Here is a 24,653-nt window from a genome sequence, read left to right as displayed (position 1 = left end):
CCACCCCGATGAGCGCACTCGCCGGGCTGGTCGAGAAGGGGCTGGTGGCTCCCGACTGGGCGGAGGCGCTGGCGCCGGTCGACGAGCAGATCGCGGCGATGGGTCGCTTCCTGCGCGACGAGGACGTCGCCGGCCGGGGCTACCAGCCCGCCGCCGACCGGGTCTTCCGGGCGTTCCAGCGCCCGCTCGCCGACGTACGCGTCCTGGTCGTGGGGCAGGACCCCTACCCCAACCCCGCCCACCCGATCGGGCTGAGCTTCGCCGTCGAGCGGCACGTCTGGCCGCTGCCGCCGAGCCTGCTCAACATCTACGTCGAGCTGCGCGACGACCTCGGCATCGTGCCGCCGCGCCACGGCGACCTGTCGGCGTGGGCCGACCAGGGCGTGATGCTGCTCAACCGGACCCTGACGGTGCGGCCGGGCGACTCCAACAGCCACCAGGGCAAGGGGTGGGAGCCGATCACCGAGCGGGCCATCGCCGCGCTCGCCGAGCGCGGCGGTCCGTGCGCGGCCGTCCTGTGGGGCCGGCACGCGCAGAAGCTCAAGCCGTTGCTCGGCGAGGTGCCGTGCGTGGAGTCGGTCCACCCCTCCCCGCTGAGCGCCCGGCGAGGGTTCTTCGGGTCGAAGCCCTTCAGCACGGTCAACCGGCTGCTGGAGGAGCAGGGCGCCGAGCCGGTCGACTGGACCCTGCCGGCGTACGACGACGTCCCGGCGCGGTAGTCCAGTGGCGAACGGTCTCGCGGACGGCCCGCCGCCGACCACTTGCCACTGGACTACCGCGGGAATATAGTTGAACCAACAACTATTGAGGACGTCATGACCACTCCCATGCCTGCCCTGTATATCGGCCACGGTGCGCCGCCGCTGCTCGACGACCCGATCTGGTCCGGCCAGCTCGCGGCGTGGGCGAAGGACCTGCCGCGCCCGAAGGCGATCCTCATCGTCTCGGCGCACTGGGAGTCGGCGCCGGTGAGCCTGACCGCGAGCGGCGCTCCCCTGGTCTACGACTTCGGCGGGTTCGCGCCGAGGTACTACCAGATGACCTACGAGACCCCTGACGCCACGGCGCTGGCCCAGCGCGTCGCGGCGATGATGCCGAGCGGCGAGCCCGTGCACCAGCACGTGTCGCGCGGGCTCGACCACGGCGCGTGGGTGCCGCTGAAGATCATGTACCCCGAGGCCGACATCCCCGTGCTCCAGATGTCGCTCCCGACCGACGACCCGCACCGCCTGATGAAGCTCGGCGAGCGGCTGCGTCCACTGCGCGAGGAGGGCGTGCTCATCATCGGCTCGGGCTTCCTCACCCACGGCCTGCCCTTCCTCAAGGAGTTCCGCATCGAGGCCGCCGCTCCCGGCTGGTCGGTGGACTTCGACCTCTGGGCGGCCGACGCCCTCGCCCGCGGGGACGTCGACACGCTGTCCGCCTACAGGTCGAAGGCGCCCGGCATGCCGTACGCCCACCCGACCGTCGAGCACTACACACCGCTGTTCGTGACCCTCGGCGCGGCGACGACCGCCGACGAGCCGGGCATCCAGGTCATCGACGGCTACTGGATGGGTCTGTCGAAGAGGTCGCTCCAGGTGGCCTGACGGGCGCCGAGGGACGAGGCGACCGAGATCAGGCGAGGTCGAGTGCGCCCGCGGCCGAGGAACGAGGCCGCGACGGCGGGTACCGAGACCCGGCTAAAGTCGGTGCGTGCGCGTCCTCTCGATCCAGTCCCACGTCGCCTACGGCCACGTCGGCAACTCCGCTGCCGTCTTCCCGCTCCAGCGCCTCGGCCACGAGGTGTGGCCCGTCCTGACGGTGAACTTCTCCAACCACACCGGGTACGGCGCCTGGCGCGGGCCGCTGATCGCAGCGGAGGACGTCGCCGCGGTGATCACCGGGATCGGCGAGCGGGGCGCGTTCGAGACGTGCGACGCGATCCTCTCGGGCTACCAGGGCTCCCCGGAGATCGCCGACGTGATCGCCGACGCGGTGGCGCAGGTGAAGGCGGCCAACCCCGACGCGACGTACACCTGCGACCCGGTCATGGGCAACGCCACATCGGGCTGCTTCGTGAACCCGGCGATCCCGCCGAAGTACCGCTCGACGGTGATCCCGGTCGCCGACGTGCTGACGCCCAACCAGTTCGAGCTCGGCTTCATCACCGACCGTGACGGCCTGAGCGGTCCCTCGTCGCTCGACGACATCCTGTCCGCCGTGGACGAGGTGCGGGGTCTCGGCCCGTCGACCGTGCTGGTCACGTCGGTCGACCGCGAGGGTGCGGACGACGACGTCATCGAGATGCTCGCCGTCACCGCCGACGGCGCCTGGCTCGTCACCACCCCGCGCCTGCCGATGAAGGCCAACGGCTCCGGCGACATCACCGCCGCCCTGTTCACCGCACACCTGCGCACGACCGGCTCCCCCGCCGACGCCCTCGCCCGGACCGCGTCCTCGGTGTTCGCCGTCCTCAAGGAGACCCTCGACTCCGGCGAGCGCGAGCTCCGGCTGATCGCCGCCCAGGACGCCATCGCCTCGCCGGCCAACGAGTTCGCGGTGCAGCAGGTCCGCTAGTAGGACCTGCCGTCGGCGTAGCGCTGCCGCCGCCACGCCCTCCCGCGGCCCCTGTTGCGTGCCTTGAAGGTCGGCAGCTGGGAGTCGCAGTTGGGACACACCAGCCTCAGGTTCGCGCGCTGGTTGTTGCTGGCGTCTCCGTCGGCGTGGTCGAGGACGAGTCGGAGCTCCTGCCCCTGCCACGTCGTCGGGCAGCCGCAGATCGCGCAGGCACTGCCCTGCACCTCGAGCAGGTAGAACCGCACGTAGTGGCCGACGCCGCTGCCTGGCTGGGCGACCCCGGTCTCCAGCCAGCGGGCGATGTTGCGCTGGCGCTCCATCGCCCTCTGGCACCGGTTGCTGCAGAAGGACTTCTGGTGGCGCTTGGTCAGGGTCGCGCCGCACCCGAGGCAGCTCATGTCGCGACGCTAGGCCTCGCCACCGACATCCGAGCCGCGTGAGAGATTCGAACTCTCGCAACCCAATTTACAAGATTGGTGCTCTACCCCTGAGCTAACGCGGCGTGCGCCCGAGGGCGCGGCGGCCATCCTAGGTGAGGGAGGATGTGGCCCGTGAGCCTCCTCCACGACCCCCACCACGACGGGTCCCCGCTCTACGTCTCCGACGAGGCACCGGAGCTCGGCGCGACCGTCACCGTGCGCGTCCGCACGAGCGCGACCGACCCGGTCGAGGCGGTCTGGCTGCGGACGACGTACGACGCCGAGCCGGTCTTCCACCCGACGACGTCGACCACCACCGGCGACGTGGTGTGGTGGGAGGGCGAGCTGCCGGTGCACAACCCGGTCACGCACTACCGCTTCCTCCTCGTGCGCGCCCTTGCCGACGGTGAGGGCGAGCAGGAGTGGCTGACCGGCGCCGGTCTGGTGGGCCACGACCTGCCGGACGCCGTCGACTTCCGGCTGGCCGCCCACCCGCCCGCACCCGACTGGGGTCGTGACGGCGTCGTCTACCAGGTCTTCCCCGACCGCTTCGCGCGCTCGGCCGCGGCCGACGAGCGGGAGGTCCCGGACTGGGCGCTGCCGGCGGAGTGGGACGACGAGGTCGTCTTCGAGGGCCGCGACCCGCGCACGCCGATGCAGCTCTACGGCGGCGACCTGGACGGCATCACCGAGCACCTCGACCACGTCGCCGCGGTCGGGGCCGACGTGCTCTACACGACGCCGGTCTTCCCCGGCGAGAGCAACCACCGCTACAACGCGACCACCTTCACGGAGGTCGACGAGCTGCTCGGCGGCAGCGAGGCGTACGCCCGGCTGAGCGCGGCCGTCCACGAGCGGGGCTGGCGGATCCTGGGCGACCTGACCACCAACCACACTGGGGACACCCACGAGTGGTTCCTCTGCGCGGTCGACGACGCGCGCGACCCGCACCGCTCGTTCTACTACTTCGGCGACGACGGCACCTACGCCAACTGGATGGGCCACGGCACGCTGCCCAAGATCAACCACGCCAACCTCGACGTCCGCCACGCGATGGTCGACGGACCCAACTCCGTGGTCGGTCGCTGGCTCCAGCCGCCCTACGCCGTCGACGGGTGGCGCATCGACGTCGCCAACATGACCGGCCGGCTCGGTGCCATCGACGTGGCCCACGAGGTCGCCCGCACCGTGCGGGCCACGGCGGCCGCGCTGCACGACGACCCGTGGGTCATCGGCGAGCACAACCACGACGCCAGCGGCGACGTCGACGGCGACGGCTGGCACGGCACGATGAACTACTCAGGCTTCTCGTGGCCGGTGTGGTCGTGGCTGCGCGATCCCGGGTCGCCGGCGCGCCCGTTCGGCCGACCGGTGCCGGTCCCGCGTCGCGGGGGCGGTCCCGTCGTCGAGACGTTCCGGGCCTGGCAGGGCGCACTCGGCTGGCGCGCCACCGCGTCGAGCTGGAACATCCTCGGCTCCCACGACTCCGCCCGCATCCGCACCCTCGTCGGCGGGGACGCTGCCGTCCACCGCGTCGCCGCCGGGCTGCAGTTCACGATGCCCGGCGTCCCGATGATCTTCGCGGGGGACGAGATCGGGCTCGAGGGCGTCAACGGCGAGGACGCCCGCCGCCCGATGCCGTGGCACCGCCGCGAGGAGTGGGACGAGCAGACGCTCACGACGTACGCCGACCTGGCGCGGCTGCGGCGGGAGCACCCGGCGCTGCGCCGTGGCGGGCTGCGCTGGGCCCATGTCGACACCGACACCATCGCCTACCTCCGCGAGCACCCCGACCAGACCGTGCTCGTGGTCGCGCGCCGCGCTGCGGGCGGCGCGTTCACGCTGCCGGTCGGGCCGGGCCGGCACCTCTTCGGGTCCGAGCCGGGCGGCGCCGACCTCGCCACTGGCGCCGACGGCGTGGAGGTCGCGGCGTCGGCAGGTTCGCGACTCGACGTCTGGGAGATCACCGCGTAGCCGGTCCCGGCCCGACACCCCACACCTCGCCCTCGCACCTCGTGCGCGGCTAGGGTCGCGACCATGGCCATGCGGATCGTCGCCAGCCGGCCGGACCCGGCCATCCTCCGCCTGCCCTGGCACCTCCCGCTGGAGGAGTGGCCGGACGACGTCGTCGTCCCGCTGCCGCGCGGCCTCTCGCGCCACGTGGTGCGCATCGTGCGGCTCGGCAGCAGCGTCTACGCCGTCAAGGAGACCAACGACGACATCGCCTTCCGGGAGTACCGGATGCTGCGCGACCTCCAGCGGATGGGGATGCCGTCGGTCGTGCCGCAGGGCGTCGTCACCGGCCGCGAGAGCCGCGAGGGCGAGGACCTGCCCGCGGCGCTGATCACCCACCACCTCCGGTTCTCGCTGCCCTACCGCAGCCTCTTCAGCCGCGGGATGGACGCCGAGCACGTGCCCACGCTCATCGACGCGATCGTCGTGCTGCTGGTCCGGCTGCACCTCGCCGGCTTCTACTGGGGCGACGTCTCGCTGTCCAACGTGCTCTTCCGCCGCGACGCCGGGGCACTGGCCGCCTACCTCGTGGACGCCGAGACCGGCGAGCTGCACGAGGCCGTCGGCGACCGGCTGCGGGAGTACGACATCACCGTGGGCTGCGAGAACATCTTCGCCGAGCTGATGGACCTCAGCGCGAGCGGCGCGGTCCAGCGCCCCATCGACGGCTTCGCGATCATCGAGCACCTGCGCTCACGCTACGAGGCGCTGTGGCGCGAGCTGACCGACCTCGAGGAGTTCGGCGCCGACGAGATGTGGCGGATCGAGCGCCGCGTGGAGCGGCTCAACGACCTCGGCTTCGACGTCGACGAGCTCGACATCGTCACCGACCTGGGCGGCGACACGATCCGCATCCAGCCCAAGGTCGTCGACCTCGGCCACCACACCCGCGAGCTGCGCGACCTCACCGGCATGACCGTCGAGGACAACCAGGCCCGCCGCATCCTCAACGACGTCGCGTCGTTCGCCGCCCACTACGACCTCGGCCGCGAGGACCGCCACGTCGTCGCGAGCCGCTGGATGCACGAGATCTTCGAGCCGATCATGGCGATGATCCCGCCCGACGCCACCGGCAAGCTCGAGCCGGCCGAGATCTTCCACGAGATCCTGGAGCACCGCTGGTACCTCTCGGAGCAGGCCGGCCACGAGGTCAACATCCACGCGACCGCGCGCGACTACATCGACCGTTTCCTCACCGCCAAGCCCGACGAGGCGATCACGGGCCAGGTGTGACGGGCTCCCAGTCGCCGACCTGCCACGTGCCGTTGGTGCGCAGCCGCACCCACTGCAGCCCGACCGGTCGCCCGTCGGCGTACGTCACGAGGCTGACCTCGGCGTCCCGGCGCGGCTTGCTGCCCAGCGCGAAGGCGTACGCCGCCCCGCCGGTCGTGCCGTTGGTCCAGGTGTAGCCGGTCGCGTCGTCCTCGCCGTCCACGGCATCCGGACCGTTCTGCACGTGCGTGTGGCCGCCGACCACGAGGTCCACGCAGCCGCGGGCGAGCGCCTCGCGACCGAGGTTGGCGTCGTGGACCAGCATGGTGCTGATCCGCTCGCCGTCCTCAGCGGCGGCGCAGGCGCCATCGGCGAGCCGGTCGCCCACCTCGGCGAAGCTCAGCCCCGACTCGTCGCGCCAGCTGCCGAGCCCGCTGCTGCGCGGGTCGTCGACGCCGAGGAGGGTGCCGCCCCACGGGGCGTCGACCACCTCCCCGTCGAGCATGGTCCACCCGAGGTCGGCGAGGTAGGTGCTGACGAACGTGCCGTGGTCGTGGTTGCCCGCGACCCCGAAGCGGTCCCAGTCGTCGAACGCCGCCTGGAGCGAGTCGAGGCTGAAGGCCTCCCAGGGCTGGCCGGTCGAGGTGTCGTCGCCCGCGTCGAGCACGACGCTCGCCCCGGCGGCCTCGCCGATGGCGCGAGCCACCCGGTCCATCCCGATGTTGTCGTGCCGGTCGCTGACCAGCAGGGCGACGGTCTCGTCCTCCTCGGGCGTGCGGAGGCCCTGATCGGTCAGGTCTGCGGCCGCCTCCGCTGCGGTGGAGTAGAACTCCTTGCTCTTGTCGTAGGTGTCCACGGCGCTCAGCACCAGCCGCTTGCTCTGCGTGGTGACCGGCCCGGTGCGCACCTCGATGTCGCGGACCTCCTCGGGCAGCTCGACGTCGGGGCCGGCCAGGTCGGCCAGCGTCTGCCAGCTCCCTTGGTCCTCCTGGGTCTCCTCCTCGCTCTCCCACGGCTGCCACACGAGGAGCGGGAGCGCCAGCAGCAGCACCAGGGCGAGCAGGCCCTGCCTCGTCCCGAGCCCCCGGAAGAGCTCGCCGCGCCGGTGCCGGCCCAGGAGCAGGAAGACCGCGACCGGCAGCAACCCGACCGCCAGGCCGCGGAGGGCAGCCGAGAGCGCCATGTCGAGGACGACGTCCTGCACCTTCTCGGCCGGCACGGTCGGGTCGCTCGCGATCAATGCGTAGCGCTGGACCAGCTCCTCGATCGACCCGACCTCGGTCTTGCCGAGCGTCAACGTGACGCCGAGCGGGCCGATGTCGCGGAAGCGCAGGTCTGGCAGCAGCGGCCCGGTCTCGACCACGGCGTCGCGCGCCAGCGTGGGGCGTACGACGGTGTCGTGACCGACCAGAACCACGGTCCGGCTGCTGTTGAGGAACAGCGACACCGCCACGGCGAGCCCGAGAGCCACGCTGCCCACGAGCAGCACGGCACCGACGAGCAGCCGCCGCGGGGTGGATCCCATCGTTACGAGCGGGCCTGCGAAATCGCGTAGAGGGCGACCGAGGCGGCCACGCCGGCGTTGAGCGACTCGAGCTGACCGGCCATCGGGATCGAGACGATCTGGTCGCAGGTCTCGGCGACGAGCCGGCCGAGGCCCTTGCCCTCGGACCCGACGACGACCACCAGCGGGCCCTCGGCGAGGCCACCGGGTGCGACCAGCTCGGGCAGCGAGATGTCACCGTCGGCCGCCAGGCCGACGACCATGCAGCCGGCGTCCTGGTAGGCCTTGAGCTGGCGGGTCAGGTTGACCGTCTGGGCGATCGGGAGCCGCGCGGCGGCGCCCGCGCTGGTCTTCCAGGCCGAGGCCGTCATGCCGGCGGCCCGGCGCTCGGGGATCAGCACGCCGTGGGCGCCGAAGCCCGCCGCGGAGCGGACGACCGCGCCGAGGTTGCGCGGGTCGGTGACCGAGTCGAGGGCGACGACCAGCGCCGGCTCCTTCGCCTCGGATGCCCGCTCGAGCAGGTCGTCGGCGTGGGCGTACTCGTAGGCGGGCAGCCGTGCGGCGAGGCCCTGGTGGACGGCCCCGCCGGTCATCCGGTCCATCTCGTTGCGGGTGACCTCGAGCAGGGTCAGCCCCTGCTCGGCGGCGAGCTTGAACGCCTCGCGCATCCGGCCGTCACGCTCGGTGCCCTCGGCGACGTAGACCCCCGTGACCGGCACGCCGGCCTGCAGCAGCTCCACGACCGAGTTGCGACCGGCGGCCCACTCGGCCTCGGCGGTCGTACGCCGCTTGGGCCGCGTGGTCTTGTCGCGCTCCGCGCGCTTGGCCGCCTTGTGCGCCTGGTGGTAGGGCCGGTCCTTGGCCTTGGGCGTCGGGCCCCTGCCCTCGAGCCCCCGGCGGACCCGTCCGCCCGAGCCGGCGGTCGGGTTGCCCTTGCCCGTCTTCTTGATCGCGCCCTTGCGCTTCGAATTGCCGGCCATGTCACACGCTCCCCAAAACAATCGTCCACCGTGGGCCGGTCGAGGTGTCTTCGATCTCCAAGCCGGCCGCCTTGATCCGGTCGCGGATGGCGTCGGCGCGAGCCCAGTCCTTGGCCTCGCGCGCCGCCGTCCTCTCCTCGAGCAGTCCCTTCACCAGCGCGTCGACGACCTCGGTCAGTCGGTCGTCGGAGCCGCCGGTGGCCCACGCGGGGTCGGCGGGGTTGAGCCCCAGCACGTCGAGCATCGCGACCACCTCGCCGAACTTCTGGCTGAGCTCGTCGGACGGCCCGTCAGCCAGCAGCCGGTTGCCCTCGCGGACCGAGTCGTGGATGACCGCCACCGCGGCGGGCGTGCCGAGATCGTCGTCCATCGCCTCGCGGAAGGCGTCGGGCATCGAGGCGAACCACGAGCCGACGACGGGAGCGGCGCGGTCGAGGAAGTCCTCGAGGCGGCGGAACGCCTTGGCCGACTCCTCGAGCGCCTCGAAGCTGAACTCGACGTGCGAGCGGTAGTGGGCCGCCACGATGTAGTAGCGCAGCTCGATGCCGCGCACGCGCTCGAGCACCGACGGGATGAGCATCGAGTTGCCCAGCGACTTGCTCATCTTCTCGCCGGCGGTGGTGATCCAGGCGTTGTGCAGCCAGTACGACGCGAACGGGCGGCCGGCGGCACGCGACTGGGCCTGCTCGTTCTCGTGGTGGGGGAAGCGCAGGTCGACGCCGCCGCCGTGGATGTCGAAGGCGGGGCCGAGGTACTTGCCGGCCATCGCCGAGCACTCGATGTGCCAGCCGGGGCGGCCGGGGCCCCACGGGGAGGGCCAGGAGGCGGTCTGTGGCTCGGACTCCTTCTTCCACCCCTTCCAGAGAGCGAAGTCGCGGGGGTCGCGCTTGCCCCGCGGGTCGGCGTCGCCGGCGCGCTCCATGTCCTCCACGCGCTGGCGGGTCAGCTCGCCGTAGGACGCCCAGCTGCGGACGTCGAAGTAGACGTCGCCGCTGCCGTCCTCGGCGGCATAGGCGTGGCCGCGGGCGATGAGCTGCTCGATGAGCTCGACGATCTCCGGGACGTGGCCGGTGGCGCCCGGCTCGTAGGTCGGCGGCAGCACGTTGATCGCGCCGAGGGCGGCGTCGAGCTCGCGCTTCATCGCCGACGCGAGGGCGTACCAGTGCACGCCCTGCTCGGCGGACTTGGCGAGGATCTTGTCGTCGATGTCGGTGACGTTGCGGATGAAGTCGACCTGGTGGCCGGTGACGGCGAGCCAGCGGCGGAGCACGTCGAAGTTGACCGCCGAGCGCACGTGCCCGACGTGAGGCTCCGACTGCACGGTCAGCCCACATACGTAGATGCCGACCCGTCCCGGGGTGAGCGGGACGAAGTCGCGGGTCTCGCGCGTCGCGGTGTCGTGGAGCCTCAGGGTCACCGGGCAAGTCTAGGGCGAGCGGTCCGATCCTCCGGCTTCGGCGAGCGGCGCCGCCGGCCGAGGGATGTGACTCCTGAGACGTGTGGGACTTTCCGGGTTATCGTCGACCGGTGCTCCGATGTCTCGCGGTCCTCGCCCTTCCCCTGCTGCTGGCCACCACCTTCGCCCCCGTGGCGGGCGCCACCGAGGAGCCCGCGGCCCGGAAGCGCGCGACGCCGCAGGTCGACCTCACGTCGTGGAGCAGCTACGCCGACTTCAAGGCCGGCCAGCGCAAGGGCATCAAGCTGGGCCGCGGCCAGGTCTCCCTGCTGAAGGCCAAGCCCCGCACCGTCGCGGGCAGGTCCTACGAGGCGGGCACCTGGACGTCCCCGTGGGCCACGCCCGGCTTCGGCGCCACCGCGATCATCCCGTCGTGGGAGGCCACCACCCCCGGCCGCACCCTGGTGCGCGTGGAGCTGCGGGCGCAGGACGCCACCGGCCGCACCGGCACCTGGGACACGGTGGCCGACTGGGCGCGCACCAACCGCCCCGTGCCCCGCACCACCTACTCCGGCCAGACCGACGACCTCGGCCGGGTCAGCGCCGACACCTGGTTCGCCACCTCCGCCGTGACGGCGTACCAGCTGCGCATCACCCTGATGCGGCCGAAGGGGTCGAGCAAGGCCGTCAGCCTCGAGCGGGTCGGCGCCGTCGCCTCCGCCGACGCCTCGGCGCCGCGTGCCACCTCGCAGCCCGGGCCTGCGGCGGGCACCGTCCTGCCCGTGCCGACGTACTCCCAGATGGTCCACAGCGGCCACTATCCCGCCTGGGGCGGTGGCGGCGAGGCGTGGTGCTCCCCCACGTCGCTGGCGATGGTGCTCGCCTACCACGGCATCTCCCCGACCCCCACCGGCATCACGGCCGGTCACACCGACGCCGTCGTCGACCACACCGCCAAGATGGTCTACGACAACGGCTATCGCGGCACCGGCAACTGGGCCTTCAACACCGCCTACGCCGCCACGCTCGCCGGCGGCGACTCCTACGTCACCCGGATGCGCGACCTGCGCGAGGCCGAGGACTACATCGTCGCCGGGGTGCCGCTCATCGTCTCGATCGCCTTCGGGCGCAACCAGCTCACCGGCGCACCCATCTCCGCCAGCAACGGCCACCTGCTGGTCGTCGTCGGCTTCGAGGCCGACGGCGACGTCGTGGTCAACGACCCCGCCGGTGCGACCAACGCCGACGTGCGCCGCGTCTACGACCGGGCGCAGTTCGAGCGGATCTGGATCGCCGCCTCCGGCGGGACGGCGTACGTCGTCCGCAACAGCTGACATCGGGGAACCCGGGCCTGCCCTGAGCGAGAGCCGGCGTCCCCCGGTCGTCAGCCGGCGCTGAACTCGACCGCGTGCCAGCCCGTCGCACCGTCCGGGTCCGGGGACCGTACGACGCTGGTCTGGGTCTCGCCGTCCTTGCCGGTCGCCCGGACCCGGACCTCGTGGTCGCCCTCCGGCACGTCGATCGTCACGGCCCACTGCACCCAGGTGTCCACCGACGGCACCCCGCCGAGAGCGGCGCGGATCCACTCGCCGCCGTCGACCTGGACCTCGACGTGGTCGATGCCGGTGTGCTGGTGCCAGGCCACGCCCCCGAAGGACACGGGGCCGGCCGCGACGTCGTCCCCGGAGCGCGGGACGTCGATCCGCGAGGCGATCTTCACCGGCCCCTCGGCGGACCAGCCCTTCGTCGTCCAGTAGCCGGTCGACTCGGCGAACGTGCTCACCTCGAGGTCGACGACCCACTTGGTGGCCGAGACGTAGCCGTAGAGGCCCGGCACGATCGTGCGGACGGGGAAGCCGTGCTCGATGGGCAGCGGGCGGCCGTTCATCGCCACCGCGAGCATGGCGTCGCGGTCGTCGGTGAGGGCCTCGAGCGGGGTCGCGCAGGTCCAGCCGTCGTGCGAGGTCTGGAGCACGCAGTCGGCGTCGTCGGAGACGCCGAGGYCGGCGAGCAGGTCGGCGATGCGGATGCCGCTCCAGCGGGCGTTGCCCACCAGCCCGCCGCCGACCTCGTTGCTCACGCAGTTCAGCGTGATCCACGACTGCGTCATCCGGCGGGAGACCAGGTCGGAGAAGCTGAGGGTCAGCTCGCGGTCGACCATGCCGTGGATGCGCAGCGACCACTCCTCCGGCTCGATGGTTGGCTTCGCGATGGTCGTGTCGATCAGGTAGAAGTCCTCGTTGGGCGTCTCCCACGGCGTGATGCCGGCCAGGCCGACCGAGGTGCTCGCGGGCGCCTGGCGCCGGGTGACGCCGGGGATGCGGAGCAGCCGCCGGCTGACCTCGACGTGCCGGCGACCTGCTCCCACCAGTCGCCCGGCGACCGCGATGCCGATCGCGGCGACCGCCACGGCACCGGCGACCATGAGGAAGACGCGTCGCTCGCGCGACTCCAGGTCGGGCCGGCCCCGCCCCCGCTCGAGGGCGTCGGTGAGCGCGGAGTGCAGCGCCACCCAGGTGAGCAGGCCGACGGCGACCGGCAGGGTGTCGACCGCACCGGCACCCCGCTGGCTCAGGACGGCGGCCAGGCCCACGCCGGCGAGCGGGAACCAGACGAACAGCGGCCGGTACCAGCCGCCGCGGGCCAGCAGCCCCGCCAGCGCGAAGCAGCCCAGGAGGAGGAAGAGGACGACGCCGACGAGGAACGGCTTGTCGAAGTGGCCGAGGACCGAGATGGCCCGCTCGGCGATCGGTCCGGGCGTGAGCCGGATGACCACCTCCGCCACCGCCACCACGGGCGCGTCCCGGATGGTGAGGACCATGGCGGTCGCATAGCTGGTCGCCAGGCCGGCGAGACCGGCCAGCACTCCGGCGAGCACCCAGGGAGCACGGCGAGCGGTCACGGGTCCATTGTGACGGGCGGTCCGGCATGATGCCGACGTGACCTCCCCCTTCCCCACCCCCCGCATCGGCATCGGCACCGACGTGCACCGCCTCGTCGCCGGCGTTCCCATGCACCTCGCCGGCCTGGCGTGGCCGGACGAGCCGGCCGGGCTCGAGGGTCACTCCGACGCCGACGTCGCCGCCCATGCCGCGTGCGACGCACTGTTCTCCGCCGCCGGGCTCGGTGACCTGGGCAGCAACTTCGGCACCTCCGCGCCCGAGTGGGCCGGGGCGTCGGGCGCCGCGCTGCTGGAGGAGACGGCCCGCCGGGTACGGGCCGCGGGGTGGGAGATCGGCAACGTCGCCGTGCAGGTCATCGGCAACGTCCCCCGGCTCGGCCCGCGCCGGGACGAGGCAGTCGCCGCCCTGACCGCCGCTCTCGAGGCCCCGGTGAGCCTGTCCGCCACCACCACCGACGGCCTCGGCCTCACCGGCCGCGGCGAGGGCGTGGCGGCGATCGCCACCGCGCTCCTCACCCGCTGAGGCGGCCAGCGTGTCGACTGCTGTCGTCATCCTCGCCGCCGGATCGGGCAGCCGGGTCGGTGCCGAGGTCAACAAGGTCCTGCTGCCGCTGCGGGGCGTCCCCGTGCTGGTGTGGTCGGTCCGCGACGCGCTCGCGCTGCCCGACGTACGCCGCCTCGTGCTCGTCGTGCGCCCCGAGGACCGCTCGGCGATCGAGTCGGCCGTCGCGCCCCACCTCGGCGACCAGGAGGTGCTGGTCGTCGACGGTGGCGCGACGAGGCACGCCTCGGAGTGGGCCGCGCTGCGGGTGCTCGCCCCCGACGTCGAGTCGGGCGAGGTCGACGTGGTGGTCGTCCACGACGGCGCCCGGCCGCTGGCGGGGCGTCCCCTGTGGGAAGCGGTGGTCACCGCCGCCCGCGAGGTGGGCGGAGCGATCCCGGTGGTCCCGGTGACCCACCTGCTGACCAAGGACCAGCGGCTCGTCGGCGAGCGGGTGGGCGGCGTGCAGACACCGCAGGCCTTCCGCGCCCGCGACGTGCTGGCGGCCTACCGGGCAGCGTCGGCCGACGGCTTCGAGGGCACCGACACCTCGGCGTGCGTCGCGGCCTACCGCGACGTCGAGGTCGCGGCCGTCCCCGGCAGCCCGCTCAACCTCAAGGTCACCTTCCCCGAGGACGTGAGGCTGGCCGACGAGCTCAGCCCAACGGGGCCGTGAGCGCGTCGAGGAGGCGTACGTCGTCGGGCGAGGACACCCGCCGACCCTCCGGTGGCGCCTCGAGCGTCTCGACCGCGTGACCGGCGGCTGCCAGGTCGGCGACCGCCCTGGCGAGGTCGGTCGACGGCCACCGCGGCAGCGATGCCAGCACGGCGGCCGGGACGACGAGGGGCGAGGCGACGGCCACCAGGGCGTCGCGGTCGAGCGTCTCTCCCACGACCTGTCCGGCCGCGCCGTCGGCGACCACCTTGACGGTGTCGGTCACCGGGCGCACACCCACGACGGGGCGCCCGGTCCCACGGGCGTGCTCGAGGCAGGAGGCGATGAAGGCCGGCGGCGTCATCGGGCACAGGGCGTCGTGGAGGACCAGGTCCTCCTCGGACTCGACGAGTCCCTCCCACGAGACGGACGCGTCGAGGATGTCCACCCCGGACTCGCCCAGCGCCCAGGCGGCGCAGGCCACCAGCGCCTCACCGTGGATCAGTGCGTAGGGCAGGGCGCCGCGGTCCTCGTCCAGAACGAGACCGAGGCCCCGGGGAACGTCGTCCCAGGGGCCTCGGCCAGCGTCGTCCACGCTCAGGAGGCGAGCACCTCGTCGAGCATGGCCTCGGCCTTGTCCTCGTTGGTCTTCTCAGCGAGCGCGAGCTCGGAGACCAGGATCTGCCGTGCCTTCGCGAGCATCCGCTTCTCGCCCGCGGAGAGCCCACGGTCACGCTCGCGGCGCCACAGGTCGCGCACGACCTCCGACACCTTCATCACGTCACCGGAGTGGAGCTTCTCCAAGTTGGCCTTGTAGCGGCGCGACCAGTTGGTCGGCTCCTCGACGTGGGCTGCACGCAGCACGTCGAACACACGGTCGAGGCCCTCCTTGTCGACGACGTCGCGGACGCCGACCAGATCGAGGTTGCAGGCCGGGACGCGCACGACCAGGTCCTGCTGGGCGACGATCCGGAGGACGAGGTACTCGCGGTCCTCTCCCTTGATCGTCCGCGTCTCGATCTCCTCGATGACAGCGGCCCCGTGATTGGGATAGACGACCGTTTCGCCAACGGTGAAAGTCATATGTTCAGTTCCCCTTCCTAGGTGAACATTCTAACACGGGTTCGAGGTACCTCCAGCCGCGTTTGTGCAGGTCAGAGGCCCTATGCGGGCTTGACAAGTCACCCGTTGCTGTGGTGCGAGCCCCCTGTCGACCCACCCCTGGGCCATACTGCGGCCCATGCCTCGGGCCCTTGCAACGACCCCGTCGCTGCTCCTCGTCCGGGCAGCCCACCCGCGCCAGGCGCTCGTGACGGCGGCCGCGCTGGGCACCGCCGCCGCCGTCGCCGGACGACCGCTGCGCGAGGTCGGCCTCGTCGCCGTCACCGTGCTGGTCGGCCAGTCGCTGCTGGGCTGGGCCGACGACCTCTCCGACCGGGAGCGCGACGCCCGACGAAGGCCCGACAAGCCGCTGGCCTCGGGCCGGCTCGACCCCGGCACGGTGTGGTTCGCGCTCACGTGCGCGTTCCTGCTCGTCGTACCCCTTGCCGTGGCCAACGGGCGCCGCGCCGGGGCGACCTACCTCGCGCTCCTCGTGGTCTCCGCGGTCGGCGACCGGTTGCTGCACGCACGGGCGCTGTCGTTCGTGCCGTGGATGGCGAGCTTCGCGCTCTACCCCGCGTTCCTGGCGTACGGCGGCTGGGGCGGGGTCGGCTCCCCGACGCCGCCCACGCCGGTGATGGTCGCCCTGGCGGCAGCGCTGGGGCTCGGCGTCCACGTGCTCCTCGCGCTGCCGGGCCTGGTGCACGACCACGAGGAGGGYGAGAAGTCGTTCCCGATGCTGGTGGCACTGCGCACCGGCACCCCTCGCCTCCTGCTGCTGGCGGGCGTGTGGACGGGCCTCGTCGTCGCCGCGATCCTGATCGCAGGGCGGACCGTCGGACTGACCTGAGTCGACGCTAGGCTGTCGGCCATGCGACTCCGATCCCTCGCGACTGCCGCCGCGGTCGTCGCTCTCGCCGTTCCGTTGACCTCGTGCGGGTTCAGCTACGCCACCGAGCGCGACTACACCCCCGCCGGCGGGGCCAACAACCGCGAGGGCGTGGTCGACCTGCTCTCCGCCGTGGTGGTCTCCAGCGCCGAGGGGTCCGGCACCTTCGTGGCCTCGCTGTCCAACAACGACAACGTCGACGAGCAGAGCCTCACCGGCATCTCCGGCGGTGACCCCGGCAGTGACGGCACGACCGTCGAGGCCGCCGAGTTCGAGCCCGTTGTCGTCCCGGCCGCCGGCCTGGTCAACCTGGCCGAGCCGCCGGCCGACATCGTCCTGACCGGCGACTTCGCCGCGGGCGACTTCCTCGCGCTGTCCGTCGACTTCGGCAACGGCGAGCGCGTCTCGCTCAACGTCCCCGTCGTCCCCGACGACTTCGGCTACTGGGAAGGCATGGACGCCTCATGACACACACGCTCGTCCTGCTCCGCCACGGCGAGAGCGAGTGGAACGCCAAGAACCTCTTCACCGGCTGGGTCGACGTCGACCTCACCGAGAAGGGCCGTGCCGAGGCGGTCCGCGGGGGCGAGCTCCTGGTCGAGGCCGGGCTGCTGCCCGACATCGTGCACACCTCGCTGCAGCGCCGGGCGATCACCACCGCCCACCTCTCCCTCGACGCCGCCGACCGCCACTGGATCCCGGTGAAGCGCTCGTGGCGCCTCAACGAGCGCCACTACGGTGCACTCCAGGGCAAGGACAAGAAGCAGACGCTCGAGGAGTACGGCGAGGAGCAGTTCATGCTCTGGCGCCGCTCGTTCGACACCCCGCCGCCGCCGCTCGACGACTCCTCGGAGTTCTCGCAGGCCGCCGACCCGCGCTACGCCGACCTCGGTGACGAGCTGCCGCGCACCGAGTGCCTCAAGGACGTCATCGCCCGCTTCCTCCCCTACTGGGAGGCCGAGATCGTGCCGGACCTCCAGACCGGCCGGACCGTCCTCGTGGCCGCCCACGGCAACAGCCTCCGCGCCCTGGTCAAGCACCTCGACCAGATCAGCGACGAGGACATCGCCGGCCTCAACATCCCCACGGGCATGCCGCTGGTCTACCGCCTCGACGAGGACATGCGTCCCACCGTCTCCGGCGGCGAGTACCTCGACCCCGAGGCGGCCGCGGCCGCTGCCGCAGCCGTCGCCAACCAGGGTCGCTGACAGCTTCCTCCGCCGGAGCGGTGGCCCACCCACGTCCCGGGCCTCCGGAATGTGGGTCCGGCACCGCTCCACGGAGCGGAAGCAGCGGCGTACGTCAGTCGCGCGGGGGCAGGTCGCCGGTGACGACGAAGACGACCCGGTTGGCGACCGAGACGGCGTGGTCGGCGATCCGCTCGTAGTAGCGGCCGAGCAGGGCGATGTCGACCGCGGCCTCGACGCCGTGCTGCCAGTCGGTCGACAGCAGCTCGGTGAAGCTGCGGCGCCGCAGCTGGTCCATCACCTCGTCGTCGCGGCCGAGCTCGATGGCCGCCTCGACGTCGCGGTCCACGATGATGTCCCGCACCCGACGCACCATGTCCTCGGCCGTGCGGGCCATCTGCTCCATGGTCGGGCGCAGCTCGTCGGGCACAGCGACCGACGGCACGCGCAGGCGGGCGATCTTCGCGACGTGGACCGAGAGGTCACCCATCCGCTCGAGCTCGCTGACCATGCGCAGCGCGGAGACGATCATCCGCAGGTCGCCGGCCACCGGCTGCTGCAGCGAGAGCAGCGCGAACGCGGTGTCGTCGACCCGTTCGCGGGCCGCGTCGATCGCCTTGTCGTTGCTGATCACCTGGTCCGCGGTGTGCACGTCGCCGCTCAGCAGCGCCTTGGTGGCCTCGCGTACGGCGATCTCGACCTGTCCGCAGATGTCGGACAGGTCGGCGAAGATGCCGTCGAGCTGGTCATGGAAAGCCTCACGCATGTCGGGCACTGTAGGCAGCCGAAGCGAACAGATGTGCGTGGTCGATGAACGAGGGGTGAACACTGCGTGCCGCCCGTCCATCCGGTCAGGACGCACGTCCGCGGTGCGTACGATGTGAGCGTGGATCCGACGACGCAGGCTGCCTTGGCTGCGCTCGTCGGGGCCATCGTGGCGGGCGGCGCGGTCCTCGCGTGGCACATCAGCGACCGGCAGCGCCACACGGCTCCCGAGGCGGAGCCGCCCGTCGTCCAGGCGGGCGTCGCGGCCGTCCTGAGCATCCTGCGCTCCAGCGCCGTGGTGGTCGACGAGTCCGACCACGTCCTCAAGGCCTCGGCGCCGGCGTACGCCTTCGGGCTGGTGCGCGGCAACATCGTCCTGCTGCCCGAGCTGCTCGACCTCATCGCGCAGGTGCGACGCGACGGGCAGATCCGCGAGAGCGACATCGACATGCCCGCGCTCGACGGCGGGTTCACCCGCACGCTGACCGCGCGGGTGGCGCCGCTCGGAGCCCGGCTGGTGCTGGCGCTCGTCGAGGACCGCACCCGCGAGCGCCGCGTGGAGGCCGTCCGCCGTGACTTCGTGGCCAACGTCAGCCACGAGCTCAAGACCCCGGTCGGCGCGATCCGCCTGCTCGCCGAGGCCGTCACCGACGCGGCCGACGACCCCGAGGCCGTCCAGCGCTTCGCCGGGCGGATGCTCACCGAGAGCGACCGGCTCTCCAAGCTCGTGCAGCAGATCATCGAGCTGTCCCGGCTGCAGGGCCACGACCCGCTCGAGCGGCCCGTCATGGTCGACCTCGACGCCGCGGTCGCGACCGCCGTCGACACCAGCGCCATGGAGGCGGCCGCCAAGCAGATCACCGTGGAGTCCCGCGGCGAGCCGGACCTGGAGGTCTTCGGGTCCCAGGAGCAGATCGGCGCCGCGATCAGCAACCTCGTCGCCAACGCGGTCGCCTATTCCAACGCAGGCTCGCGCGTGGTCGTCACGACCCGGTCCGAGGGCAACCACGTCCAGATCTCGGTGGTCGACCAGGGCATCGGCATCCCGGCCGGCGACATCGACCGCATCTTCGAGCGCTTCTACCGCGTCGACCCCGCGCGCCACCGCTCGACGGGAGGCACCGGCCTCGGCCTCTCGATCGTCAAGCACGTCGCGGCCACCCACGGAGGYGACATCGCCGTGTGGTCGGTGCAGGGACAGGGCTCGACCTTCACCCTCACGCTCCCCCGCGGCTCGGAGCCCGCCCCGGGCACCGGCAGCACCACCACCCCGGTCGAGGTCGTCGCCCCCGTGCGGCCCTCCGCCGGCACCGATCCCGGACCACGCAGAGCACAGCAGGAGACCAATAGATGAGCACCCCTCGATGTTCTTCGCCTCCCCCGCTTCGCTCCTCCGCCGAACAACATCGAGGGGACCCCGCATGACCCGCGTACTCGTCGTCGAGGACGAAGAGAGCTACAGCGACGCCCTCGCCTACATGCTCCGCAAGGAGGGCTACGAGGTGGCGATCGCCGCCGACGGCAACACCGCCCTCACGGAGTTCGACCGCTTCGGTCCCGACATCGTCCTGCTCGACCTGATGCTCCCCGGGATCCCCGGCACGGAGGTCTGCCGGCAGATCCGCCAGACGTCGTCGGTCCCGGTGATCATGGTCAGCGCCAAGGACGACGAGGTCGACAAGGTCGTGGGGCTCGAGCTCGGCGCCGACGACTACGTCACCAAGCCCTACTCGCCGCGCGAGCTGGTCGCCCGCATCCGCGCCGTGCTGCGTCGCGGCCACGAGCCCGACCTGATGCCCGACACCCTCGAGGCCGGCCCGGTCCGGATGGACGTCGAGCGCCACGTCGTCACCGTCGACGGGACCGAGCAGCGGCTGCCGCTCAAGGAGTTCGAGCTGCTCGAGATGTTCCTGCGCAACCCCGGCCGCGTGCTCACCCGGGGCCAGCTGATCGACCGCGTGTGGGGCTCGGACTACGTCGGCGACACCAAGACGCTCGACGTGCACGTCAAGCGGCTCCGCGCCAAGCTCGAGCCCGACCCGGGCGAGCCGAAGTACCTCGTCACCGTCCGCGGCCTGGGCTACAAGCTGGACCTCTGACCGAAGGGAAGAGTCAAGCCCGCCGCGCTGGGCAGCGAGGGACGTGTCGAGATCTCCGATCTCTGAGGGGTGACGGGATGTCGGCGTACGACGTCCGAAAAGCGCTGGCGGCCAGTCATGACCGTACCTAGCCTTGACTTGTGACGACCACGACCCCGACCGCCGCGAGCGAGCCCACCACGACCTCCCCCGCCCCGTGGCTGCCGGTCGCCGCCGGCGCCGTCACGCTGGTCATGTGGGCGTCGGCGTTCGTGGTGATCCGGCACGTGGCGCACGACGTCAGCCCCGGCGCGCTCGGATCGGGTCGCCTGCTGGTCGCCGCGCTGGTGGTGCTGCCGCTGGTGCTGCGCCGCGGCTGGGTGCGCCCCACCCGGCGTGAGTGGACCCTGCTGGCGGCCGGCGGCATCGGCTGGTTCGGCATCTACAACCTGGCCCTCAACGCCGGTGAGCGCCACGTCGACGCGGGCACCGCCGCGATGATCATCCAGATCGGCCCGGTCATCGTCGCCCTGCTCGCGGTCCCGCTGTTCGGCGAGCGGATGCACGGGTGGCTGCTCGGTGGCATGCTCGTCGGCTTCGCCGGCGTCGCGGTCATCGCCCGTGGGTCCTCGACCGACGCCGACGCCAGCCTCCTCGGAGTGGGCCTCGTGCTCGTCGCGGCGGTGATGTACGCCGTCGGGGTGCTGACCCAGAAGGTCCTGCTGCGCCGGCTGCCGTCCGTGCAGGTCGTGTTCGTCTCGTTCATGATGGGCGCGCTCATCTGCCTGCCCTTCTCCAGCGACCTCCCGGGCATCGTCGCCAACGGGGGCGCCGAGCTGTGGTGGATCGTCTACCTGGGCGTGTTCCCCACCGCCGTCGCCTTCACGACGTGGGCCTACGCGCTCACCCACACCGACGCCGGAGCCCTGTCGCTGACGACGTTCCTCGTGCCGGGCATCGCCACGCTCGTGGCGTGGCTGACCATCAACGAGGTGCCGCCGACCCTGAGCTTCGTCGGCGGCGCGCTGGCCATCGTCGGCGTGCTGATGACGCGCCGGAAGCCGCGGGTGGCGCGCTAGGGCGTGTCTCCCAAGTCTCGGCCGTTGCGAGCGGCGTCAGGGACGTGCGATGGCAAGGCGGAGGAGGGAGACATGGCGGAGCCATGGCGACTGACGACAACGCAGCCAGCGTGCGTTCATGACGCCGCGCAGCAGGCCATGGACTTGAGGGACACGCGCTAGGCCTCGAGCCAGCCGCGGAACGCCTCGAGGTTGCGGGTCGACTCGCCGCGGGAGATCCGCCACTCCCACTCCTTGCGGATGGACGTGGCGAACCCGAGCTCCAGGATCGCGTTGAACGACTCGTCGGCGTTCGCGAGCACGGAGCCGAGGATGCGGTCGAGCTCGTCGGGGTCGACCGAGGCCAGTGGCAGCCGCGCCTCGAGGTAGATGTCGCCGTGGCGGTCGACGGCGAACGAGACGGCGTACATCCTGAGGTTGCGCTCCAGCAGCCAGCGGTGGACCCGCGCGTGGTTCTCGTCGGGGTTGCGGCACACGAAGGCGTGCACGCCCAGCGCGTGGGCGCCGACGTCGAGGCGCACGGGCGTCTGGAGCTTCTTCTCCCCCGGCAGCGTCAGCGAGAAACGCGCTCCCTCGACGCCCTCGCGGGCGGTCTCGTCGTGCTCGATCTCGTTGGCGACGAGGTAGTCGCGGACGGCGTCGACGGCCGTCGCGGTGGCAGACGGGGACGGGGCGCTCATGAGGCCATCTCAGCACGCATGCGCCCGCTGGCACGCTCGTAGGCGTCGAGCGTGCGGGCGGCGGTGCGCTCCCACGAGAAGTCCTGCGCGTGGGCCACGGCGCCGCGGCCGAGCCGCTCGACCAGCTCCGGGTCGTCGATCAGGCGGCGCAGGACGGCGGCCCAGTCACGGGGCTCGTGGGTGTCGACGAGGATGCCGCTCACCCCGTCGCGCACCACCGTGGTGAGACCGCCGACCGCGGCGGCCACCACCGGGGTGCCGGTCGCCTGGGCCTCGACGGCGACGAGGCCGAACGACTCGTTGTACGACGGGACCGCCACCGCGGTGGCGGCCGACGTCCACACGGCCAGCTCGGCCTGGCTGACCGGCGGGACGAACCGCACCACGTCGTCGATGCCGAGGTCGGTCGCCAGGTCGGCCAGGGCCGTGGGGTGCTCGAGCCCGGAGCCGGACGGTCCGCCCACCACGGGTACGACGAGCCGGTGCCGCAGGGACGGGTCCTGCTCGAGCAGCACCGCGACCGAGCGGAGCAGCACGTCGGGTGCCTTGAGGGGCTGGATCCGGCCGGCGAACAGGAGCACGGCCGCGTCCTCGGGCAGGCCGAGCTCGCGGCGGGCCGCCGCCCGGCCGCGCGGGGCGAAGACCGAGAGGTCGACGCCGGGGTGGATCACCTCGACGGCGTCGGGGCAGGCGTCGTAGAGGTCGATGAGCTGGCGGGCCTCGGTGTCGGTGTTGGCGACGAGGAGGTCGGCGGCCTCCACCACCTGCTCCTCGCCGATCACGCGGGACACGGGCTCCGGGGTGTCGCCGTCGGCCAGCGCCTCGTTCTTGACCTTGGCCATGGTGTGCATCGAGTGCACGAGGGGGACGTTCCACCGGTCCCGGGCGAGCGCGCCGACCTGGCCGGAGAGCCAGTAGTGGGAGTGGACAGCGTCGTAGTGCCCCAGGGGCTGCATCGCCTCCGTGCGCAGCACCTCGCGCGCGAAGGTGCACAGCTGACCGGGCAGCTCGCCCTTGGTGAGCCCCTCGAACGGGCCGGCGGCGACGTGGCGCACGAGCACGCCGTCGGCGGCCTCGACGACCTGTGGGAGGGACGAGGAGGTGGCCCGCGTGAAGACGTCGACCGCGATGCCCTGGGCGGCCAGGCGTCGCGAGAGCTCGATGACGTAGACGTTCATCCCGCCGGCGTCGCCCGTCCCGGGCTGGTCCAGCGGTGAGGTGTGCAGGCTGATCATCGCGACCCGCTCGCCCACGTTGCCTCCTCGAGACCTCGACTGCGTGCCCTGGTCAGGGCACCTCAGGCACAACCCCGGGAGGTCCGCTGGGATTCCCTCGTGGATTCCCGCGGGTCAGCGGGCGTGGGCGCCGGCCGGGCGACGGCTGGCCGAGCGGCCCCGGCCGCGTGCGAGCGCGAGCCCGCCGAGGACCACCGCCACGACGCCCCAGAAGCCGTCGTACCAGGACGCGCCGTCGGGCCGGAACGCCTCGATGACCGACAGCGCCAGGAGGGCGGACGCGACGCCGACGACGGCGCGCACGGCCACGGCGTCACCCTTCACGAGCGTGGTTCCGAAGACGGCAGACGCTGCCATCAGGCACGCGAGGCCGATGACGTGCAGGACGTCGAGGACGGAACCGTCGCCGCCGCCGAGCAGCGCGTGCAGGATCCACAGCACGCCGCCCAGGACAGCGAGCGACGCAGCGAGCTTCGCAGGAGGCATCGGGCGAGTGTGCCACGTCTCACCCCGATGGGCGGTCCTGGGGCCGTCGAGCAGACCCTCGGGCCGGTCCCTCAGGGCTCGTCGGTGCCCTGGTGGAAGCGCTGCTGCCACGGTCCGCCGGCGCGCACCCAGAGGCTGCTGCGCAGCGTCGACCGCTCGTCGGCCAGCGCGCGCCAGAGGAGCAGGATCGTGTCGCGGTCGACCCGCTCGACCGACACCACGTCGAGGCTCACCGGCTCGATCGGGCCGACCTGGGCGAGCAGGTCGTCGCGGGTCCACAACCGACCCGAGCGCCCGACCTCCTGCCACTGCGGGTGGAGCAGGGCCGCGACGGCGGCCCGGTCGCCGCGCACCTCGTCGCTCAGCAGCGCCCGCTCCATCGCGACGACGTGCTCCTCGGCGGTCGACTCCACCTGCCCGGCCTGGTCGGCGAGGTCGCTGAACAGGTCGGGCTCCTGCTCGACCTGCCCGACCGTCGCGGCGGGGTGGGCGGTGCTGCTGCCGGCGAAGCCCGGCCCGGCATCGGGCTCCACACCGCGCTGGTAGGCCGACGCAGCGGCGTTGGCGCGCTTGTCGGCCGCCTCGTTGAGCTCGTGGCCGGCGTGGCCCTTGACCCACTCGAAGCGGACCCTGTCGCGCCGGCCGTCCATGGCGGCGTCGAGGGCCTTCATCAGCTCGACGTTGAGCACCGGCTTGCCGTCGCTCTTCTTCCAGCCCTTGCGCTTCCAGCCCGGCATCCACTTGGTGACGGAGTCGATGACGTACTTGCTGTCGCAGAACACGTGCAGGTCGTCGTCGACGTGGGCCGTCTGCTGGAGGAGGTCGAGGACCGCCATCAGCTCGCCCATGTTGTTGGTGCCGCGCGGCCAGCCGCCGGACGCCCAGCAGTCGTCGTCGACGTACCACGCCCAGCCGGCAGGGCCGGGGTTGCCGAGTGCCGAACCGTCGGCCGCCGCGAAGATCACGGGCACA

26 protein-coding genes and 1 tRNA gene are annotated in these 24,653 nt (G+C 72.4%); 14 read left to right on the top strand and 13 right to left on the bottom strand.

All coding sequences use genetic code 11. The annotated features are described in order from the left end of the window. The first annotated feature begins 8 nt into the window (after positions 1 to 8). From ACXJKB_RS04710 to pdxY, 3 genes are all read left to right on the top strand, one after another. Positions 9 to 719: a uracil-DNA glycosylase gene (locus tag ACXJKB_RS04710; RefSeq protein WP_300049637.1), complete on the top strand. Its 711-nt coding sequence runs from the start codon at positions 9 to 11 to the stop codon at positions 717 to 719. A gap of 108 nt (positions 720 to 827) precedes the next feature. After that, positions 828 to 1,589, top strand: a complete 762-nt coding sequence (locus tag ACXJKB_RS04705) for a dioxygenase family protein (protein ID WP_457185889.1) — start codon at positions 828 to 830, stop codon at positions 1,587 to 1,589. A gap of 106 nt (positions 1,590 to 1,695) precedes the next feature. Next, the gene (pdxY, locus tag ACXJKB_RS04700) at positions 1,696 to 2,559 is read left to right on the top strand and encodes a pyridoxal kinase PdxY (RefSeq protein WP_457185887.1); all 864 of its coding nucleotides are present in this window, start codon (positions 1,696 to 1,698) and stop codon (positions 2,557 to 2,559) included. Here pdxY and ACXJKB_RS04695 read toward each other — a convergent pair. Both ACXJKB_RS04695 and ACXJKB_RS04690 read right to left on the bottom strand, forming a co-directional pair. Continuing rightward, complete coding sequence (locus tag ACXJKB_RS04695) at positions 2,556 to 2,957, bottom strand: HNH endonuclease (RefSeq protein WP_457185885.1); 402 nt, start codon at positions 2,955 to 2,957, stop codon at positions 2,556 to 2,558. The two genes, pdxY and ACXJKB_RS04695, sit on opposite strands and share 4 nt — an antisense overlap. 32 nt (positions 2,958 to 2,989) lie before the next feature. Continuing rightward, positions 2,990 to 3,061: transfer RNA gene (locus ACXJKB_RS04690), tRNA-Thr, on the bottom strand. Positions 3,062 to 3,110: 49 nt separating this feature from the next. Between ACXJKB_RS04690 and ACXJKB_RS04685 the strand changes: the two genes are divergently transcribed. Together ACXJKB_RS04685 and ACXJKB_RS04680 are read left to right on the top strand one after the other, a co-directional pair. After that, positions 3,111 to 4,952, top strand: a complete 1,842-nt coding sequence (locus ACXJKB_RS04685; protein ID WP_457185883.1) for a glycoside hydrolase family 13 protein — start codon at positions 3,111 to 3,113, stop codon at positions 4,950 to 4,952. Positions 4,953 to 5,015: 63 nt separating this feature from the next. Beyond that, the gene (locus tag ACXJKB_RS04680) at positions 5,016 to 6,224 is read left to right on the top strand and encodes a DUF4032 domain-containing protein (RefSeq protein WP_457185881.1); all 1,209 of its coding nucleotides are present in this window, start codon (positions 5,016 to 5,018) and stop codon (positions 6,222 to 6,224) included. On the opposite strand, the gene ACXJKB_RS04675 is transcribed toward ACXJKB_RS04680, so the two are convergent. The 3 genes from ACXJKB_RS04675 to cysS are packed head-to-tail and all read right to left on the bottom strand — an operon-like array spanning position 6,208 to position 10,104. After that, the gene (locus ACXJKB_RS04675; RefSeq protein WP_457185879.1) at positions 6,208 to 7,728 is read right to left on the bottom strand and encodes a metallophosphoesterase; all 1,521 of its coding nucleotides are present in this window, start codon (positions 7,726 to 7,728) and stop codon (positions 6,208 to 6,210) included. The two genes, ACXJKB_RS04680 and ACXJKB_RS04675, sit on opposite strands and share 17 nt — an antisense overlap. A gap of 2 nt (positions 7,729 to 7,730) precedes the next feature. Continuing rightward, positions 7,731 to 8,687, bottom strand: coding sequence for a 23S rRNA (guanosine(2251)-2'-O)-methyltransferase RlmB (gene rlmB, locus ACXJKB_RS04670; protein WP_457185877.1), 957 nt, complete (start codon positions 8,685 to 8,687; stop codon positions 7,731 to 7,733). 1 nt (position 8,688) lies between these two features. After that, the gene (cysS, locus tag ACXJKB_RS04665; protein ID WP_457185875.1) at positions 8,689 to 10,104 is read right to left on the bottom strand and encodes a cysteine--tRNA ligase; all 1,416 of its coding nucleotides are present in this window, start codon (positions 10,102 to 10,104) and stop codon (positions 8,689 to 8,691) included. 110 nt (positions 10,105 to 10,214) lie between these two features. Here cysS and ACXJKB_RS04660 point away from each other — a divergent pair, with 110 nt between their 5' ends. Further along, complete coding sequence (locus ACXJKB_RS04660) at positions 10,215 to 11,417, top strand: peptidase C39 family protein (protein ID WP_457185873.1); 1,203 nt, start codon at positions 10,215 to 10,217, stop codon at positions 11,415 to 11,417. A gap of 50 nt (positions 11,418 to 11,467) precedes the next feature. Here ACXJKB_RS04660 and ACXJKB_RS04655 read toward each other — a convergent pair whose 3' ends face one another. Then, positions 11,468 to 12,985 (bottom strand): molybdopterin-dependent oxidoreductase, encoded by a 1,518-nt coding sequence (locus tag ACXJKB_RS04655; RefSeq protein ID WP_457185871.1) that lies wholly within the window; start codon positions 12,983 to 12,985, stop codon positions 11,468 to 11,470. A gap of 37 nt (positions 12,986 to 13,022) precedes the next feature. Between ACXJKB_RS04655 and ispF the strand changes: the two genes are divergently transcribed. Continuing rightward, the gene (gene ispF, locus ACXJKB_RS04650) at positions 13,023 to 13,508 is read left to right on the top strand and encodes a 2-C-methyl-D-erythritol 2,4-cyclodiphosphate synthase (RefSeq protein WP_457185869.1); all 486 of its coding nucleotides are present in this window, start codon (positions 13,023 to 13,025) and stop codon (positions 13,506 to 13,508) included. A gap of 10 nt (positions 13,509 to 13,518) precedes the next feature. Then, the gene (locus tag ACXJKB_RS04645) at positions 13,519 to 14,202 is read left to right on the top strand and encodes an IspD/TarI family cytidylyltransferase (RefSeq protein WP_457185867.1); all 684 of its coding nucleotides are present in this window, start codon (positions 13,519 to 13,521) and stop codon (positions 14,200 to 14,202) included. Here the strand turns inward: ACXJKB_RS04645 and ACXJKB_RS04640 are convergent. Both ACXJKB_RS04640 and ACXJKB_RS04635 read right to left on the bottom strand, forming a co-directional pair. Beyond that, on the bottom strand, positions 14,183 to 14,776 hold the full coding sequence (locus ACXJKB_RS04640) for a 2-C-methyl-D-erythritol 4-phosphate cytidylyltransferase (RefSeq protein WP_457185865.1): 594 nt from the start codon (positions 14,774 to 14,776) through the stop codon (positions 14,183 to 14,185). The genes ACXJKB_RS04645 and ACXJKB_RS04640 overlap by 20 nt on opposite strands. Positions 14,777 to 14,778: 2 nt before the next feature. Next, complete coding sequence (locus ACXJKB_RS04635; protein ID WP_191194532.1) at positions 14,779 to 15,264, bottom strand: CarD family transcriptional regulator; 486 nt, start codon at positions 15,262 to 15,264, stop codon at positions 14,779 to 14,781. Positions 15,265 to 15,421: 157 nt separating this feature from the next. Between ACXJKB_RS04635 and ACXJKB_RS04630 the strand changes: the two genes are divergently transcribed. The 3 genes from ACXJKB_RS04630 to ACXJKB_RS04620 are packed head-to-tail and all read left to right on the top strand — an operon-like array spanning position 15,422 to position 17,379. Further along, entirely contained in the window at positions 15,422 to 16,132 is a 711-nt protein-coding gene (locus tag ACXJKB_RS04630; RefSeq protein WP_457185863.1) for a UbiA family prenyltransferase, read from the top strand. A 21-nt stretch (positions 16,133 to 16,153) separates the two neighbouring features. Further along, on the top strand, positions 16,154 to 16,639 hold the full coding sequence (locus tag ACXJKB_RS04625) for a hypothetical protein (protein WP_457185861.1): 486 nt from the start codon (positions 16,154 to 16,156) through the stop codon (positions 16,637 to 16,639). Continuing rightward, a complete protein-coding gene (locus ACXJKB_RS04620) occupies positions 16,636 to 17,379 on the top strand; it encodes a phosphoglyceromutase (protein ID WP_457185859.1) in 744 nt (247 codons plus the stop codon). The genes ACXJKB_RS04625 and ACXJKB_RS04620 overlap by 4 nt, the downstream gene beginning before the upstream one ends. 94 nt (positions 17,380 to 17,473) lie before the next feature. On the opposite strand, the gene phoU is transcribed toward ACXJKB_RS04620, so the two are convergent. Beyond that, the gene (phoU, locus tag ACXJKB_RS04615) at positions 17,474 to 18,124 is read right to left on the bottom strand and encodes a phosphate signaling complex protein PhoU (protein ID WP_300049603.1); all 651 of its coding nucleotides are present in this window, start codon (positions 18,122 to 18,124) and stop codon (positions 17,474 to 17,476) included. Positions 18,125 to 18,244: 120 nt separating this feature from the next. On the opposite strand from phoU, the gene ACXJKB_RS04610 reads away from it, so the two are divergent. From ACXJKB_RS04610 to ACXJKB_RS04600, 3 genes are all read left to right on the top strand, one after another. Then, entirely contained in the window at positions 18,245 to 19,477 is a 1,233-nt protein-coding gene (locus tag ACXJKB_RS04610; RefSeq protein WP_457185857.1) for a sensor histidine kinase, read from the top strand. Positions 19,478 to 19,544: 67 nt separating this feature from the next. Beyond that, on the top strand, positions 19,545 to 20,222 hold the full coding sequence (locus ACXJKB_RS04605) for a response regulator transcription factor (protein WP_300049600.1): 678 nt from the start codon (positions 19,545 to 19,547) through the stop codon (positions 20,220 to 20,222). A 140-nt stretch (positions 20,223 to 20,362) separates the two neighbouring features. Then, the gene (locus tag ACXJKB_RS04600) at positions 20,363 to 21,280 is read left to right on the top strand and encodes a DMT family transporter (RefSeq protein WP_457185855.1); all 918 of its coding nucleotides are present in this window, start codon (positions 20,363 to 20,365) and stop codon (positions 21,278 to 21,280) included. 158 nt (positions 21,281 to 21,438) lie between these two features. On the opposite strand, the gene ACXJKB_RS04595 is transcribed toward ACXJKB_RS04600, so the two are convergent. From ACXJKB_RS04595 to ACXJKB_RS04580, 4 genes are all read right to left on the bottom strand, one after another. Further along, a complete protein-coding gene (locus ACXJKB_RS04595; RefSeq protein WP_457185853.1) occupies positions 21,439 to 21,960 on the bottom strand; it encodes a YbjN domain-containing protein in 522 nt (173 codons plus the stop codon). After that, entirely contained in the window at positions 21,957 to 23,213 is a 1,257-nt protein-coding gene (mshA, locus tag ACXJKB_RS04590) for a D-inositol-3-phosphate glycosyltransferase (protein WP_457185851.1), read from the bottom strand. The genes ACXJKB_RS04595 and mshA overlap by 4 nt, the downstream gene beginning before the upstream one ends. A 96-nt stretch (positions 23,214 to 23,309) precedes the next feature. Further along, positions 23,310 to 23,681 carry a hypothetical protein gene (locus ACXJKB_RS04585; RefSeq protein ID WP_457185849.1) on the bottom strand — a complete coding sequence of 124 codons (372 nt, stop codon included), beginning with the start codon at positions 23,679 to 23,681 and terminating at the stop codon, positions 23,310 to 23,312. A gap of 71 nt (positions 23,682 to 23,752) precedes the next feature. Continuing rightward, the gene (locus tag ACXJKB_RS04580) at positions 23,753 to 24,646 is read right to left on the bottom strand and encodes an RNase H family protein (protein ID WP_457185847.1); all 894 of its coding nucleotides are present in this window, start codon (positions 24,644 to 24,646) and stop codon (positions 23,753 to 23,755) included. Positions 24,647 to 24,653: the final 7 nt, after the last annotated feature.

It is taken from the genome of Nocardioides sp. P5_E3 (assembly GCF_054049275.1).
The sequence above is the reverse complement of the archived record's forward strand: the minus strand, read 5'-3'. Positions and strand labels throughout refer to the sequence as shown.

What these genes read in the sequence shown, in the direction of transcription:
- ACXJKB_RS04595 (WP_457185853.1), bottom strand. Translation starts at nt 21,960, where the DNA reads ATGAGCGCCCCGTCCCCGTCTGCCACCGCGACGGCCGTCGACGCCGTC.
- ACXJKB_RS04620 (WP_457185859.1), top strand. Translation starts at nt 16,636, where the DNA reads ATGACACACACGCTCGTCCTGCTCCGCCACGGCGAGAGCGAGTGGAAC.
- ACXJKB_RS04625 (WP_457185861.1), top strand. Translation starts at nt 16,154, where the DNA reads ATGCGACTCCGATCCCTCGCGACTGCCGCCGCGGTCGTCGCTCTCGCC.
- ACXJKB_RS04710 (WP_300049637.1), top strand. Translation starts at nt 9, where the DNA reads ATGAGCGCACTCGCCGGGCTGGTCGAGAAGGGGCTGGTGGCTCCCGAC.
- ACXJKB_RS04695 (WP_457185885.1), bottom strand. Translation starts at nt 2,957, where the DNA reads ATGAGCTGCCTCGGGTGCGGCGCGACCCTGACCAAGCGCCACCAGAAG.
- ACXJKB_RS04605 (WP_300049600.1), top strand. Translation starts at nt 19,545, where the DNA reads ATGACCCGCGTACTCGTCGTCGAGGACGAAGAGAGCTACAGCGACGCC.
- ACXJKB_RS04675 (WP_457185879.1), bottom strand. Translation starts at nt 7,728, where the DNA reads ATGGGATCCACCCCGCGGCGGCTGCTCGTCGGTGCCGTGCTGCTCGTG.
- phoU (WP_300049603.1), bottom strand. Translation starts at nt 18,124, where the DNA reads ATGCGTGAGGCTTTCCATGACCAGCTCGACGGCATCTTCGCCGACCTG.
- ACXJKB_RS04705 (WP_457185889.1), top strand. Translation starts at nt 828, where the DNA reads ATGCCTGCCCTGTATATCGGCCACGGTGCGCCGCCGCTGCTCGACGAC.
- ACXJKB_RS04680 (WP_457185881.1), top strand. Translation starts at nt 5,016, where the DNA reads ATGGCCATGCGGATCGTCGCCAGCCGGCCGGACCCGGCCATCCTCCGC.
- ACXJKB_RS04585 (WP_457185849.1), bottom strand. Translation starts at nt 23,681, where the DNA reads ATGCCTCCTGCGAAGCTCGCTGCGTCGCTCGCTGTCCTGGGCGGCGTG.
- ACXJKB_RS04635 (WP_191194532.1), bottom strand. Translation starts at nt 15,264, where the DNA reads ATGACTTTCACCGTTGGCGAAACGGTCGTCTATCCCAATCACGGGGCC.
- rlmB (WP_457185877.1), bottom strand. Translation starts at nt 8,687, where the DNA reads ATGGCCGGCAATTCGAAGCGCAAGGGCGCGATCAAGAAGACGGGCAAG.